Origin of the sequence: Achromobacter sp. (assembly GCF_032113835.1) — a bacterium.
In the GTDB taxonomy this organism is placed as follows: domain Bacteria; phylum Pseudomonadota; class Gammaproteobacteria; order Burkholderiales; family Burkholderiaceae_B; genus Achromobacter.
Genome location: NZ_DAMCTG010000019.1, coordinates 16752 through 31881 on the forward strand (window position 1 = coordinate 16752; position 15130 = coordinate 31881).

The following is a 15130-nucleotide window of genomic DNA, read 5'->3' on the forward strand; positions in this document are numbered from 1 at the left end:
CCGATCGGACGCCTGCTCGGCCTACAAGCCGAGCAGGCTCTCGCATAGGCGCGGCGACTTCAGTTTCTGCAGCCACCACTTCATCGCCTCGCCCGGCGGCTCCGCCCGCCACGCGTACGCCACGTGTTCCGTCAGGGACATGCCTTCATCCGTTTCGCACACCACCAGCAACCCCTGCGCAAGGTACGGCGCGGCCAGCGTCAGCGGAAGATAGCCGCAGCCCAGGCCGCGCACCTGCGCGTCGATCTTGGCCTGCATTGACGGCATCACCAGCGTCGGTTGCTCCGACAGGATGCCGCGCGACTGCACCGGCAGGTTGCGCGAGGTGTCGGCAATCACCACGGCGCAGTAGCGCGTGATGTCCGCGCGGCTTAGCGGCTGCGGCAGCGAGGCCAGCGGGTGATTCGCCGCCACGCAGAACCCAAACTGCATCACGCCGATGGCCTGCGAGCGGTACGGGCCCGTGGGCTCGCCCGCCGCACCCGCGCCGATGACCAGGTCGGCGCGGCCCGACGTCAGGGCGTCCCAGTTGCCGCTCAGCACCTCGGTGGAAAAGCGCAGCGTCGTGGCGCTGCCCACCGCATGGAATTCGTCGATCAGGTCGTAGATGGGCCGCCATGGAATCACCGCGCTGACGGCGATGCGCAGCTGCACTTCCCAGCCCGTGGCGATGCGCTTGACCCGGCTGGCCAGCTCGTCCAGCGACTGCAACAGATGCCGGCCGTCCTTGAGCAGCGCCTCGCCCGCCGGGGTCAGCAGCGCGCGGTGCCCCGAGCGGTCGAACAGCAGCACGTCCAGCCCGTCTTCGAGCTTGCGGATCGAATAGGTGACGGCGGAGGGCACCTTGCCCAGTTCGCGCGCCGCCTTGGCAAAGCTGCCGTGGCGCGCGATCGCGTCGACGAGGACAAGGAGTTCAGGGGTGATGGGCTGCATGTCAGGGCGCGAAAAGTGGGTATTCAAATAATTTGAACGAAGTCATCAAAATATAGCGCCAAAACCGAGCGTCAGGGCGCGCAGAATACCACTCATGCCGGGGATGCAGACAAACGGCAAGGCGGAAAGCCCAGCCAGGATGCACCCCCTAATCATTCATATTATTGAAACAGGAGTTCAAGATGCTTACGATCCGCCGCGCTGCTGAACGGGGTCACGCCAACCACGGATGGCTCGATTCGTTCCACACCTTCTCCTTCGCCAACTACTACGATCCGGCTCACATGGGCTTCGGCGCGCTGCGCGTCATCAACGACGACCGCATCGCGGCCGGCCGCGGCTTCGGCACGCACGGCCACCGGGACATGGAGATCATCACCTACGTGCTGGACGGCGCCATCGCCCACAAGGACAGCATGGGCAGCGGCTCTGAAATCCAGCCGGGCAACGTCCAGCGCATGAGCGCCGGCCGCGGCGTGATGCACTCCGAGTTCAACCCCCGGGCCGACGCCGAAACGCACATGCTGCAGATCTGGATCGAGCCGAACGTGACCGGCATCGCGCCGGAATACGAAGAGCGCGCCTTCAGCGATGAGCAAAAGCGCGGCCGTCTGCAAGCCCTGGTGACGGGCGACGGCGCTGACGGGTCGATGACGATCCATCAGGACGCCCGTCTGTACGCCGGTCTGTTCGACGGCGACGAGTCGGCCTCGCTGCCCCTGGCTGCCGGCCGCCGCGCCTGGGTCCACGTGGCCCGCGGCAGCGTGACGGTCAACGGCGCCGCGCTGAATGCCGGCGACGCCGTGGCGATCACCGACGCCGGCAGCGTCGAAGTGTCGGGCGGCAAGGACGCCGAAGTGCTGGTGTTCGACCTGGCCTGAGGCCAACCCCCGGGCGGATCCTGGAATCCGCCCGGTTTCACACAATACCGGCCGCGAGGCCATTAAGATGGCCCCAGGCCTACCCATTGCGGAGCATTGCACCATGTCGACCCTGTCCCAAGCCGGCGAAAGCCAGATCGAAACCGTTGTGGTGCCGCGCACCAGCGACTTGGGCGGGTTTTCCGTCCGCCGCGCCATTCCTTCCATGCAGCGCCGCAGCGTGGGTCCGTTCGTCTTCCTGGACCAGATGGGACCGGCGGACTTTGACGTCGGCGCCGGCATCGACGTGCGGCCGCACCCGCATATCGGGCTGTCCACCGTGACATACCTGTACGAAGGTTCCATGGTCCACCGCGACGGCGCGGGCCACACGCAGACCATTCTGCCTGGCGAAGTGAACTGGATGACGGCCGGCCGCGGGATCGTCCATTCCGAACGCTCCTCGCCGGAAAGCCGGCTTGCGCCGCAACGCCTCTGTGGCCTGCAGATCTGGGTCGGGCTGCCCAAGGCCCACGAAGAGACCGATCCGGGGTTCACGCACTACGGGCTGGATGCGCAGCCGGTGATCGAAGGCGAGGGCGTGCGCGCCCAGGTCGTGGCCGGTTCGCTATTCGGCAAGACCTCGTCGGTCAAGACGCTGTCGCCCCTGTTCTATGGCGACCTGCAACTGCAAGCCGGCGCCACCACGGTGCTGCCGGCGGAACACGAAGAGCGCGCCGCCTACCTGGCGCAGGGCGAGGTCGAAATCGACGGCCAGACCTACGAAAGCGGGCGCCTGGTCGTGTTCGCCCCGGGCAAGCCGGTGCAGATCCGCGCCAGGACGGCCGCGCGGTTCGCAGTGCTGGGCGGCGAGCCGCTCGACGGCCCGCGCTTCGTGTGGTGGAACTTCGTGTCCAGCAGCAAGGACCGCATCGAGCAGGCCAAGCAGGATTGGCAGCGCACGCGCTTCGATCAGATCGTGCCCGGTGATGAGACCGAGTACATCCCGCTGCCGGAAGCCCGCAACTGAGCGGGGCGGGATGAGGGTGCGTGAGGGGGGCGTAATATCGCCCCATGACCGTGTAACTTTTATTGTTTATTTTTGAGGGTTACACTGGCGCCGGAGATCACCATGAACACCAGCCACGCACCCGAATTCCGACAACTGGGCGACCACGTCGCCCTGGACATGATCAACACCGTCGAGCAGAGCGCCACCGGTCCGATCGACCGATGGCAATCGGATGCGGACGTGGCGGGCTGGCTGACGCTGGCGGGTGTCGCGGCCGCGCAGGGCGCCGCGCCATCCGGTCTGCTGGAAAGCGCGCGCGGCCTGCGCGAAACCGTCCGGGATCTGGTCGCCCAGCGCAAGGCGCAGGCGCCGCTGGCGCTTTCCGCGCTGAATCGCGCACTGGCGGCGGGCGGCAGTCACCTCGAGCTTGCGCCGGCAGACGATGGCAGCCTGGTGATGTCGCGCCGTTATCCTTCACAAACGGCGGCGCAGTGGTTGCTGCCGGTGGCAGAGGCGGCCGCCGATCTGCTCGCCCATGGCGATTTTGGGCTGGTGCGCAAATGCGAAAGCGATGCGTGCTCGCTGTGGTTCTACGACCGGACGCGGTCGCACAAGCGGCGCTGGTGCAGCATGGCGCTGTGCGGCAACCGGCACAAGGTGGCGGCATTCCGGCAGCGCGAGGCGGCGGACGCCAGCGCCAAGACGAAATGACGACGATCGATGGTTCCCAGCCCGGCTCATGCCGGGCTTTTTCATGGACGGCTGCCGGGAAGGCTGCGGGCGGCAATTCGGAAAACCGTTCGTAACTGGTAAAGATGTTCTTGACAGGTTACGCGAAATGCGTAGACTGTGCCGTGAAGCATCCCAACCCGTCGCAGGATGCCGGTGTCTGACACCCTGGGGAGAGGATCTCCAGCCTGCCGCAACGCCTCAAAGGGTGTCAGACACCTACATTGCGACAGCACGCAACAACGGCAGACACCCGCTTCTTTTCGAATTCCGAATCCCGCCTTCCGGAGACCGTCATGACCGCCCAGCCCGACAACACCGTCCATTACCGCCACGCGCAAGCCGACGGCCTGCGCTTTTTCTATCGCGAAGCCGGCGACCCGCAGGCGCCCGTGCTTCTGCTGCTGCACGGCTTTCCCACGTCTTCGCATCAGTTCCGCACCGTCATCCCGCAGTTGGCGAAGCACTTTCGCGTCATCGCGCCCGATCTGCCCGGCTTCGGCTTCACCGAGGTCCCGGCCGAGCGCGGCTACCGCTACACCTTCGACAACCTGGCCAAATCGCTGGAAGCGTTTGTCGACGAGCTGGGGCTGACCCGCTACGCGATGTATTTCTTCGACTACGGCGCGCCGACCGGATTGCGGCTGGCGGTGGCGCACCCCGAGCGCGTCACCGGCCTGGTTTCGCAGAACGGCAACGCCTACCTCGACGGCCTGGGCGACGCGTGGGCGCCCATCCGCGCCTACTGGAACGATCCGTCGCCCGCAAACCGCCAGACCATCCACGACGCTATCCTGAACTTCGAAGGCACGAAGTGGCAGTACGTGCACGGCGTGGCCGATCCGGACAGCGTCGCGCCCGAAGGCTATACGCTTGACGCGGCATTGATGGAAAGGCCGGGCAACAAGGACATCCAGCTAGACCTGTTCCTGGACTATGCGAACAACCTGACGCAATACCCGGCGTTCCAGGCGTTCTTCCGTCAGGCCCAGGTGCCTACCCTGGCGATCTGGGGCCGCAACGATCCGTTCTTCATTCCGCCGGGCGCCGAGGCCTATCGCCGCGACAATCCGGATGCCGTGGTCGAACTGCTGGACACCGGTCACTTCGCGCTGGAAACTCACGGCCAGTACATCGCCCAGCGCATCATCGATGTGTTGGGGCGCTGACGCGCATGGGCGGCCGGACGGTCCCGCCGCCCGGTCTTCACGGCAGGAACCCGCATGACGCGCCACTTTGACGATCTGCAGCTGGGCAGCATCGAGATGTTCTGCCTGGCGGCGGAACTCAGCAGCTTCACCGCCGCCGCCAATGCCGCGGGCGTCACGCCGGCAGCCGTCAGCCGCAGCGTCTCGCGGCTGGAGGCGCGGCTGGGCATCCGTCTTTTCGTGCGCAGCACCCGGCATATCCGGCTGAGCGACGAAGGGCGCGCCTATTTCGAGCAGGTGCGCCCGGCCATTGCGCAGCTGGTCGACGCCGAACGCCAGGTGGGCGGGCAGGGCGCCGCGGGGCGCCTGCGCATCAGCCTGCCCACGCCCTATGCGCATTACCGCGTCCTGCCGCTGCTGCCCGCGTTTCGCGACAAGTACCCCAACGTCGACGTGCACGTTCATATCAGCAACCGCAATGTCGACTTTGCCGATGACGGCTATGACCTGTCGGTGCGCGGGCGCGCGCCCGACGACTCGGCGCTGATCGCGCGCAAGCTGGAGGACGCCGAGCTGGTGGTGGTCGGTGCGCCGGATTACTTGCGCCGGCGCGGTACGCCGCAAGCGCTGGAGGATCTGGCCGCGCACGACTGCATCCAGTTCGACCGGCCCAGCAGCGGGCGGCGCATTCCGTGGACGTTTCAGGTGGACGGCGAAGAGGTCGACATCGTGACCGACGGCGCCTATGGCACGGGCGAAGACGTGCTGGGCGGTGTGACGCTGGCACGGGCGGGCGCGGGCCTGTTTCAGACGTATCGCTTCGTGGTCGAAGACGACCTGCGTGAAGGCAGGCTGACCGAGGTGCTGCAGCTGTATGGCGGCAGCACCCGGCCGTTCGTGTTGCTGTACCCGCATGCCCGGCACGTATCGCGCCGGGTGCGGGCATTCGTTGATTTCCTGGTCGATAAGCTGGCGGACTGAGCGGGGTCAGTCGCCTTTCAACTGCGCGATCACCACCAGGATCACCGCCGCGTTGCCCGGCTGCTGCGCGACCGAATTGGCGGTGCGCGCGTGGCCGGCCTTCTCGCCGAGCACCCGCGCAAAGAGGCCAGATGCGCCATCCAGCACGGTGGGCTGATCCAGAAAGCCCGGCGCGCTGGCCACATAGCCTTCGACGCGGACCAGATGGTCCAACCGGTCGAAGCTGCCGGTGTGCTGGCGGATCTGCGCCAGCACGTTCAGCGCGGCAAGTTCCGCGGCCTGCCGGCCCTGATCGAGCGTAAGCTCCGCGCCGACTCGGCCTTGCCACACCACGCGCCCGTCGCGCAGCGGCAATTGGCCCGAGATGAACAGCAGGTCGCCGGCCTGGCTGACGGCGGTGTACTGGCCCAGCGGCTGGGGGGCAGGGGGAAGAATTAGGCCGAGGTCGGCCAGTCTGGCTTCAATGGTCATGGTGATCTCTCGGTAATCGGACGCCTGCCGGGTGGCGGGCGTCCGCGTGGTGGCCATCCGAGGGGCGGCCATCCACTGCAGTTGCTACCAATGGCCGGCCGCGGCGCCGCCATCGACCGGAAGGATCGCGCCGGTGGTGTAGGCCGAATCGGTCAGGTAGGTGACCGCCCCGACGATGTCCTCCACCTTGCCCATGCGGCCGGCGGGCTGCAGCGAATTCAGGAAGCCAAACGTGGCCGGATCGTGCATGGGCGTTTCGATGATGCCGGGCGCCACCGCATTGACGCGGATGTTCCGGTCCGACAGTTCGATCGCCAAAGCCCGCGTGGCGTGATTCAGGCCGCCCTTGATCAGCACGGGCAGCAGCGCCGGGACGCGGCTGCTCGGCTGCATGGCGATGCTGGCCGTGATGTTGACGATGTGGCCGTCGCGGTATTCCGACATGTGCGCGGCGGCCTGCTGGGTGATGTGGAAGAAGCCCTTCAGGTTGGTGTCGATGATGCGGTCCAGGTCTTCATCGGTGTAGTCGCCCAGGGGCTTGGGAATGAAGATCCCCGCGTTGTTGACCAGCACATCGATGCGGCCGAACCGCTCGGTGGCCTGCCGCACGATATCGCGGGCGGTGCCGGCCAGGGCGATGTCGCCGGCCACGGCCAGGAAGCGGTCCGGCAAGCCCAGGCCTTCCTGCGCCAGACGCTCGGCGGCCGCATCCAATCCCTGCTGGCTGCGGGCGTTGCCCACCACGTTATCGCCGCGGCGCAGGTATTCCTGCGCCAGGGCAAATCCGATTCCGCTGGACGCGCCCGTGATCACTACGGTCTTGTTCGACATTTCAATACTCCGGTTTGGCATTTGAGGGTGCCTGCGCGCTCAGACAGTGAGACGAACTATAGGAGCGGCCGCGCGGGCGATAAACGCCCGCGGCGGAACATGAATTGATACCTGGCGGAACAAGCGGCGATCTAGCCGGTCGAGACCGGCTGGAATGCCTGCCCCTTGAACACCCGCCGCGCGGCGCCGCGCTCGACCTGGTGATGGAACTGTCTGCGCTGCGCCCGCTGGGCAGCCTGCGCCTCCTGTTCCAGGCCGGCCAACCTGTGTGCGATCAGCAGCACCGCAATGCGTTTGTTGGCGTGCTGGCTGCGTTCGGTCTGTACCTTGACCGTGATGCCGGTGGCAACATGGGTGGCGCGGACCGCGGACTCGGTCTTGTTGACGTGCTGCCCGCCGGGGCCCGACGAGCGGGTGGTTTCGAAGCGTATTTCCCCAGCCAGACTGGGGGCGGGGGCGTCACAGCGCAGGGCGCCGATGAACCAGTTCTTGCGCTGGTGCGCCGGTCGATAGGGACTTGCGCAGATCCATTGGATGGTTCCTTCCCAGGACGACGCCAGGGCTTGCGCGGCGTCGCCGTCAAGGCTGACCAGGACGGAGCGCAGCGTGCCCGCGCGGGCGCCGCTTTCCTGTTCCAGGATGTCGACGCTGACTTTCGCGGCCTGCGCCTCACGCAAGAGGAAGGCTTGCGCCTTGGCGACGGCAAGGCAGCATTCGTCGGGTCCGTGCGCCGCGGATAGTTGTAGCAGCACCATCAGCAACACTCCCCGCGCGTCTTGTAGGTCAACACGGGACGCAGCCTGGCCAGCACCCTCAGCAAGCCTGCCTGTTCCAGACTGGCGATGATGCTGTCCACCGGTTTGTAGGCCTCGGGCGCTTCTTCGTAAATGAGATGTTTGTCTTCACATACGACATGGCTGCCCAATCGGGTCCGGCTAAGTTGAGCGGGGCTATAGCGTTTGAAGAGACGATCCTTGCACTCACTGCGCATCCACTTGCGCCCAGCGCCATGCGCCAGCGAATAGAGGCTGGCTTCGCTGGGAAGCGGGGCGACCAGCCAACTGAAGTCGCCCCGGGAACCCGGGATGACCACCAGACCGCCGTCGGACGGCGTGGCGCCTTTCCGATGCAGCCATCCCTGTTCGCCCTGGATCGTGCTCGGCGTGACGAGATTGTGATCGACGTCGAGCACCCGCTCGCCGCTTGCGCCCAGTCGCGCCAGCATGCGCCGCGCGATCAGCTCGCGGTTGGCGCGGGCAAACTGCAGAGCCGCGTCGTGCCGCGCCAGATAGTCGGCGCAATCGGCGCTGCCTTCCAGCAGTCCGGCGTGTCCGTGGCGATCGATATGGTCGGCCAGGATGGCGCCGCCCAGCCCGCGCGAGCCGCTATGCACCAGCAGCACGAGTTGTTCGGTGTCCAGCCTAAGGTCAGCGATCGACTGCGCGTCGTGAATCTCGTCGATGCGCTGTAATTCGGCAAAGTGATTGCCGCCGCCTATGGTGCCCAACGCGCGCTGGAAACCGACGCCGGCGGGCGCCAGTTCGGATATCAGATCCTGCCAGCTTTCGTCCAGCGGTCCATCAATATCGCCAAGCCGCTTTTCCAGTTTGGCGGCGGCGGTCTTCCTGGCGTCGATGCCAGTGGTCCACAGCGCCATGCCGCAGCCGATATCGCCGCCGATCAGCGCCGGATACAGGCGTTCGCGCGAGAAGAACGCCGCGCCTACCGGGTAGCCGCGGCCAGGGTGGAGGTCAGGCATGCCCGCCACGCGGCGCATGCCGGCAAGGCGGGAAGTTGTGTGTAGTTGTTGGATCGCGTTGCCTTCGATCCAGGTGTCGTCCGAGGCGATCAGTGTCACGCTCTCGGACAATTGTTGAATGCAATTGCCCATGGAAATTCCAGATCAGGTGTTGGAAGGGCATGCTCCCGATGAGACCGCGCGCGTGTCCGCGCCATGTCCGCGCCGTGGCGCGACGCGAAAAGACGAAGTGCGGATGCAGCAACCAGCCTGTCCGTGAACAGATCGTGGCCGTGCGGGGCGGCGTTAAGGAGAGGCCCTGTGCGACAGGTCCGGGCCAAAGGCAATGCGAATGCGTTGCTGCAGGGTCTGCAGCAAAAGGGATTCGGTCGAGCTAGGCGCGGCCTGCAAAGCGAGAAGTTTGTTTTTGCATGATTGTTTTCTCCTGTGCAGTAAGTAGGTTGCGATGGGGTCGGCGCGTCAGCCGACGGAGCGAAAATGTACCATCGCAACTTGTGCCGCGTCTCGCCAAGCCGCCAGAAATTGCGCGATCACGCACGCCGGCGTCTGAATTGCGCCACAAAACCGCCGTGCTACCGCCCGCGCGCCAGCGCCTGTTCGCGCTGCTCTTCAAGCGCTTCGCGGCGGATGAAGTCGCGCACGAAGGTGTCGGCCGGGTTGTGGTGCAGGTTGTAGGGCGTGTCCCATTGCGCGATGCGGCCCTTGGCCATCACCCCGATGCGGTCGGCGATCGCAAAGGCTTCGGCCTGATTGTGCGTGACCAGGATCGCGGTGTGGCCCGTGGTCTTCAGGATCTCGCGCACCTCGAAGGCCAGCCGCTCGCGCGTGTCCACGTCCAGGTTCGAAAACGGTTCGTCCAGCAGCAGCAGATCGGGCGAGGGCGCGAGCGCGCGCGCCAGCGCCACGCGCTGCTGCTGCCCGCCGGAGATCTCGTGGGGATAGCTGTTGGCGGCGTGCGCCAGACCGACGAGTTCCAGCATCTCTTCGACGCGGCGGGCGCGGTCCGGACGCGGCAGCTTGCGCAGGCCGAACGCCACGTTCAGCGCCACGGTCAGGTGCGGAAACAGCGCGTAGTCCTGGAACATCATGCCCACGCGGCGCAGCTCGGGCGCGACCTGTTCGGTGGGCGACGAGATGACCGTGCCGTCCAGCAGGATGCGTCCGGCGCGCACCGGCTCGAATCCGGCAATGGCGCGCAGCACGGTGGTCTTGCCGCAGCCGGACTCGCCCAGCAGGCAGCCGATGTGGCCGGCGGGCAGGCCCAGCGACAGATCCTGCACGATGGGCTTGAGGCCTGCGGGCGTGTCGTAGGCGAGGGAAATGTGGTCGATTTCTAGCAGATCGGGCACGGTGATCAATGTCCCATTTTCAGATTGGTGCGCGCCAGCAAGATGACCGGCAGCAGGCCGGCCAGCACGATGGCCAGCGCGGCCACGGCGCCTTCTTCATACGTGCCGCGTGCGGCTTCCGCGTAAAGCCACGTGGCCAGGGTGTCGAAATTCATGGGGCGCAGCAGCAGGGTGGCGGGCAGTTCCTTCATGGCGTCCACGAACACCAGCAGCGCGCTCGCGGCCAGCGCGGGACGCAGCAACGGCAGGTGGACGCGGCGCAGCGTGCCGCCCGACGTCTCGCCAAGCAGGCGCGACGCCTGTTCCAGCGAGGGCGGGATGCGCGCCAGGCCGGCTTCCAGCGCCCCGGTTGAAATCGCCAGGAAGCGGATCGCATAGGCGCACACCAGCGCGCCCATCGAGCCCATCATGAACAGGCCCGTGCCGCCAAACACGCGTGCGACCGCGGTGTCGATCCACACGAAGGGCGTCAGCAGGCCGATGGCCAGCACCGTGCCGGGCACCGCGTAACCCAGGCTGGCGATGCGCGCGCAGGCGCGGCCCGGGTTGAAGCCTGCGCTTTCGCGCAGAGTGCGGCCCGACCATGCAACGATCAGCCCGCAAAGCAACGTGACCACGGTGGCGCTGGACGCGACGATCAGGGTATTGCTCAGCCCTCCGATCAACTGATCCGACACGCCGCCCACCAGGTGAAGCCGCTTGTAGGTTTCCACCACCAGATACAGCGCCGGCGCGACAAACCCGATCAGGACGGGAATCCAGCCCAGCACAGCCGCAACCGCAGCCGCCGCACCATGCAGCCGGCGCGGCTGCATCGGCCGCATGCGCTGCGTGTTGGCGTAGCGCTGCCGCTTGCGGCCATGGCGCTCCAGCAGGATCAGACCGATGACGATCGCCAGCATGGTCAGCGCGATCTGCGCCGCGCCTGCCAGGTCCGAACGGGTCACCCAGGTGGTGTATACGGAGACGGTCAGCGTTTGCACGCCGAGGAATTCGGAGGCGCCGATGTCGTTCAGGGTCTCCAGCAGCGCCAGGCTCACGCCCACCACGATCGCGGGACGGGCGAGCGGCAGGGCAACGCGGCAGAACACCGCCACGCGGCCCGCGCCCAACGTGCGGGCGGCTTCGAGCAGGCTGGCCGCCTGCGTCATGAACATGACGCGGGTGCTCAGGTAGACATAGGGATACAGCACGAAGCCCAGCACGAAGATCGCGCCATAGATGGAGCGCAGGTCGGGCAGGCGGAACTGGCGCGGGCTGTCATAGCCCAGCATGAAGCGAATCGCCGACTGGACGGGCCCGATCGGATGCAGCAGGTCCAGGTAGGCGAAGGCGATGATGTAGGTGGGCACCGCCAGCGGCAGCAGCAGCGCCCAGGTCAGGATCCGGCGCGTCGGAAACTCGTACGCGGTCACCAGCCACGCGGCGCCGGTGCCAAGCAGGGTCACGACGATGCCCACGCCGGCCAGCAGCATGACGGTGTTTGCGAAGGCCTGCGGCAACACGTAGCTGGCCAGATGCTGCCAGTGTTCCAGGCTGCCGCCCAGCGCCCACCAGCCCAGCGTCAATACCGGCGCCAGCACGGCCAGCGCGATCAGGGCCGCGCCAAGCAGCCAGCCGGTTCCGCGTTCAGACCAGCGCAGCCGCAGCGGCCTGGGCAAGGATTCTGTATGCATGCTTCAAAGTCGGTTGCATCAATGGCAAGGCCTGTTCCCCCAAAAAAGCGGGAACAGGCCCTACGCGTTGCGCCCGGTGAAGGGCGCTTGCGTGTCACTGCATCAGGGTCACGCCATGCCCGTGGGCACGGTGGACCGGCAGCTTATCAGTTGTCGAAGCCGACCTTGTCGACCAGCTCGCTGGCTTGCTTGCGATGCTTGGCGATCTCGGTCAGGGGCAGGGGATCGACCTTCAGTTCGCCGAAGCTGGCAATCACCGGGTCCAGCTTCACGCCCTTGCGGACGGGGTATTCGTAGTTGGCCTGCGCGTACAGGGCTTGGGCCGGTTCCGACACCAGGAAGTCCAGCAGCTTGACCGCGTTGGCCTTGTTGGGCGCGTGCGCCGCGACGGCCGCGCCGCTGACGTTCACGTGCGTGCCACCGCTCTTGGCATTGGCGAAGGTCGGGCGGATGACCTTGATGGCATCGCCCCATTTGCGCGCGTCGGTGCCGGGTTCGGCGTTCTTCATGTGGCCGACATAGTAGGCGTTGGCCAGGCCGATGTCGCAGATACCGCCCAGGATGTCGCGCGCCACGTCGCGGTCGCCGCCAGCGGCCTTGCGGGCCAGGTTGGCCTTGACGCCGCGCAGCCATTTTTCGGTGGCTTCGGCGCCGTCGTGCGCGATCATGGAGGCGACCAGCGCCGTGTTGTAGGGGTGTTGGCCGGAACGGATGCAAACCTTGCCCTTCCACTTGGGATCGGCCAGATCTTCGTAGCGGAAGGATTCCAGCTTCAGGTCCTTTTCCACGTACAGCACGCGATCGCGCAGCGACAGGGCGTACCATTTGCCATCGGCGCCGCGCAGGTTGGCGGGGATGACCGAATTGAGCGTGTCGGACTTGACGGACTGCGTCACGCCGCCATCGACCAGGTCCAGCAGGTTGCCGATGTCCACCGTCATCAGCACGTCGGCGGGCGACTTGGCGCCTTCGGCCTTGACGCGCTCCAGCAGGCCGTCCTTGACGAAGACGGTGTTGACCTTGATGCCGCTTTCCTTGGTGAAGGCATCCAGCAGCGGCTGGATCAGCTTGGGTTCCCGGGTGGTGTACAGGCTGACTTCCTCGGCGGCGTTGGCCGACACGGTGAAGGCAGCAGCGCCGGCGAGCGCCAGCGCGCGCAGCAGCGAATTCAATTGGGGACGCTTGATCATGAAGGAACTCCAGCTAGGGCCGAAACGAAGGTTGCTGCAGGGCGCCGCCTTGGCTAAGGCGCACCCGCCGCGAAAAGCGGTCTGCTAACGAAAATGATTATCAAATGAGAAGGCGACGATAACAGGAAGCATTGAGCCGTTCAACTGGCAGTAAGCATAGGGTTCAAGACGTTGATCCCCGTCAAGTTGGAATAAGGGTATTACGGAATAATGAGAGCAGTTATCATCAAGACCCTGTAGAATAGGGACAACCCTAATGCCGACCGCGGCCTTTTTTTGCGGCTCGGAATGACCTCGCGGCATCGCCGGGCTCCGCCCGGCCACAGCCCGCCCTTACTGAATACGACATGGCTGCTTTCAACACCGAGCGCGTCCTTAGCGTGCACCACTGGAACGACACCCTGTTTTCCTTCACCACGACGCGTGACGCGGCCTTGCGGTTCCACAACGGCCACTTCGTGATGATCGGCCTCGAAGTTGAAGGCAAGCCGCTGCTGCGGGCCTACAGCATCGCCAGCGCCAACTACGAAGAAAACCTCGAATTCCTCAGCATCAAGGTGCAGAACGGCCCGCTCACGTCGCGGCTGCAGCACTTGAAAGAGGGCGACACCATCCTCGTCAGCCGCAAGCCCGTCGGCACCCTGGTGGTCGACGACCTCAAGTCCGGCAAGCATCTGTTCCTGTTCGGCACCGGCACCGGCCTCGCTCCTTTCATGAGCATCATCAAGGACCCGGACATCTACGAACGTTTCGACAAGGTCATCCTGGTGCACGGCGTGCGCTGGGTCAGCGAGCTGGCCTACGCCAACTACATCGAAAACGAACTGCCGAACAACGAATTCTTCGGCGACATCGTGCGCGACAAGCTGGTCTATTACCCCACCGTCACGCGCGAGCCTTTCCGCAATCAAGGCCGCATCACCGAACTGCTCGAAAACGGCAAGCTGTGCGCCGACATCGGCATTCCGCAAATCAACCCCGAAACCGATCGCGCCATGATCTGCGGCAGCCCGCACATGCTGGCCGACATCAGCGCCATGCTCGACAGCCGCGGCTTCACCGTGTCGCCGGGTGTGGGTCAGCCGGGCGACTACGTCGTCGAACGCGCCTTCGTGGACAAATAAGCCAAGCGGCTTCGGCTTCGTGGTTCCAACAAAAAACCCATCGCATGCGCGATGGGTTTTTTGCTTTGGTCTCAGCGTGAATCACTCCGGCTGAATGCCCGCCTTCTTGATGATTTCGCCCCACTTCTTGGACTCGGCCTGCTGGAATTTCGCCAGCTCGTCGGGGGTGGACGAAGCGGCGTCCGTGCCGGTCTGGGCGTAGAACTGCTGCGCGGGCTTGGCCTTGGTGGCGTTGACCAGCAATTCGTTCAGGCGCTTGACCACATCGGGCGGCGTGCCGGCCGGCGCGTACGCGGCGAACCAGTAGCCCATTTCGTAGCCGGGGACGCCGGCTTCCGAGATCGTGGGCACGTCGGGCGCCAAGGGCGAGCGAGCCTGTCCGGTGACGCCCAGCGCGCGCAGCTTGCCGGACTTGACCTGCGGCAGGCCCGTGGCGGTGTCGGTGATCATCATGTCGATCTGGCCACCCAGGAGGTCCGTGACGGCGAGCGGGTTGCTCTTGTACGGCACGTGCAGCAGCTGCACGTTGGCCATCTGCTGCAGCAGTTCACCCGCGATGCGGCTGCTGGAGCTGCCGCTGCCAAAGCTCAGCTTGCCCGGCGACTGCTTGGCTTGCGCGAGGAAGTCGCCCACGGTCTTGGCCGACGAGCTGGGATTGACGACCATGATCTGCCCGCCCTTGCCCAGCAACGTGAGGGGCGCGAAGTCCTTGACGGGATCGTAGGTCAGCGACTTGTACAGGTGCTCGTTGGCCGCGTGCGTGGTGTTGGTGGTGATCAGCACCGTGTAGCCGTCGGGCGTTGCGCGGGCGCCGGCTGCCGCGCCGATCATCGCGCTGGCGCCGGGCTTGTTCTCGATGACGACGGCCTGGCCGGTCTGTTCGGTGACGCCCTGGCCGATGGCGCGGCCGATCTGGTCGGTGGCGCTGCCGGCGGCGAACGGCACGATGAAGGTGATGGGTTTGGCCGGGAATTGCGCCATGGCCGATAGGGGCAGGGCGGCAGCCAATAGCAGGGCCAGCCGGCCCTTGGTAGCGATGCGCATGTGTGTGTCTCCTGTGGTGTTTT

General features: G+C 65.9%; 15 protein-coding genes. 6 read left to right on the forward strand and 9 right to left on the reverse strand.

From position 1 onward, the window contains the following. Positions 1–21: 21 nt before the first annotated feature. A complete protein-coding gene (locus tag RT697_RS09660; protein ID WP_175121665.1) occupies positions 22–933 on the reverse strand; it encodes a LysR family transcriptional regulator in 912 nt (303 codons plus the stop codon). 182 nt (positions 934–1115) lie between these two features. Here RT697_RS09660 and RT697_RS09665 point away from each other — a divergent pair, with 182 nt between their 5' ends. From RT697_RS09665 to RT697_RS09685, 5 genes are all read left to right on the forward strand, one after another. Next, entirely contained in the window at positions 1116–1814 is a 699-nt protein-coding gene (locus RT697_RS09665) for a pirin family protein (RefSeq protein WP_313698436.1), read from the forward strand. 103 nt (positions 1815–1917) lie between these two features. Further along, positions 1918–2823, forward strand: a complete 906-nt coding sequence (locus tag RT697_RS09670) for a pirin family protein (RefSeq protein WP_312436180.1) — start codon at positions 1918–1920, stop codon at positions 2821–2823. Positions 2824–2925: 102 nt separating this feature from the next. Further along, entirely contained in the window at positions 2926–3516 is a 591-nt protein-coding gene (locus RT697_RS09675; RefSeq protein ID WP_313698438.1) for an ABATE domain-containing protein, read from the forward strand. Positions 3517–3830: 314 nt separating this feature from the next. Then, positions 3831–4703: an alpha/beta hydrolase gene (locus RT697_RS09680; RefSeq protein WP_313698440.1), complete on the forward strand. Its 873-nt coding sequence runs from the start codon at positions 3831–3833 to the stop codon at positions 4701–4703. A gap of 54 nt (positions 4704–4757) precedes the next feature. After that, positions 4758–5663 (forward strand): LysR family transcriptional regulator, encoded by a 906-nt coding sequence (locus RT697_RS09685; RefSeq protein ID WP_313698442.1) that lies wholly within the window; start codon positions 4758–4760, stop codon positions 5661–5663. A 6-nt stretch (positions 5664–5669) separates the two neighbouring features. Here the strand turns inward: RT697_RS09685 and RT697_RS09690 are convergent, their stop codons facing one another. The 7 genes from RT697_RS09690 to RT697_RS09720 all read right to left on the reverse strand — a co-directional run bounded on the left by RT697_RS09690 (position 5670) and on the right by RT697_RS09720 (position 12939). After that, positions 5670–6134: a RidA family protein gene (locus RT697_RS09690; protein WP_313698504.1), complete on the reverse strand. Its 465-nt coding sequence runs from the start codon at positions 6132–6134 to the stop codon at positions 5670–5672. An 84-nt stretch (positions 6135–6218) separates the two neighbouring features. Continuing rightward, on the reverse strand, positions 6219–6965 hold the full coding sequence (locus tag RT697_RS09695; RefSeq protein WP_313698444.1) for an SDR family oxidoreductase: 747 nt from the start codon (positions 6963–6965) through the stop codon (positions 6219–6221). A 131-nt stretch (positions 6966–7096) separates the two neighbouring features. After that, a complete protein-coding gene (gene prfH, locus RT697_RS09700) occupies positions 7097–7720 on the reverse strand; it encodes a peptide chain release factor H (protein ID WP_313698446.1) in 624 nt (207 codons plus the stop codon). After that, complete coding sequence (locus RT697_RS09705) at positions 7720–8856, reverse strand: RNA ligase RtcB family protein (RefSeq protein WP_313698448.1); 1137 nt, start codon at positions 8854–8856, stop codon at positions 7720–7722. The genes prfH and RT697_RS09705 overlap by 1 nt, the downstream gene beginning before the upstream one ends. Positions 8857–9296: 440 nt before the next feature. Beyond that, positions 9297–10073, reverse strand: a complete 777-nt coding sequence (locus tag RT697_RS09710; protein ID WP_218343727.1) for an ABC transporter ATP-binding protein — start codon at positions 10071–10073, stop codon at positions 9297–9299. A gap of 5 nt (positions 10074–10078) precedes the next feature. Beyond that, positions 10079–11749: an iron ABC transporter permease gene (locus RT697_RS09715; protein WP_313698449.1), complete on the reverse strand. Its 1671-nt coding sequence runs from the start codon at positions 11747–11749 to the stop codon at positions 10079–10081. Between the two features lie 146 nt (positions 11750–11895). Further along, positions 11896–12939, reverse strand: a complete 1044-nt coding sequence (locus tag RT697_RS09720) for a Fe(3+) ABC transporter substrate-binding protein (protein WP_105238804.1) — start codon at positions 12937–12939, stop codon at positions 11896–11898. 347 nt (positions 12940–13286) lie between these two features. Between RT697_RS09720 and RT697_RS09725 the strand changes: the two genes are divergently transcribed. Next, entirely contained in the window at positions 13287–14063 is a 777-nt protein-coding gene (locus tag RT697_RS09725) for a ferredoxin--NADP reductase (RefSeq protein WP_313698450.1), read from the forward strand. Positions 14064–14144: 81 nt separating this feature from the next. On the opposite strand, the gene RT697_RS09730 is transcribed toward RT697_RS09725, so the two are convergent. Further along, positions 14145–15107 carry a tripartite tricarboxylate transporter substrate binding protein gene (locus RT697_RS09730; protein WP_313698452.1) on the reverse strand — a complete coding sequence of 321 codons (963 nt, stop codon included), beginning with the start codon at positions 15105–15107 and terminating at the stop codon, positions 14145–14147. Positions 15108–15130 lie beyond the last annotated feature (23 nt).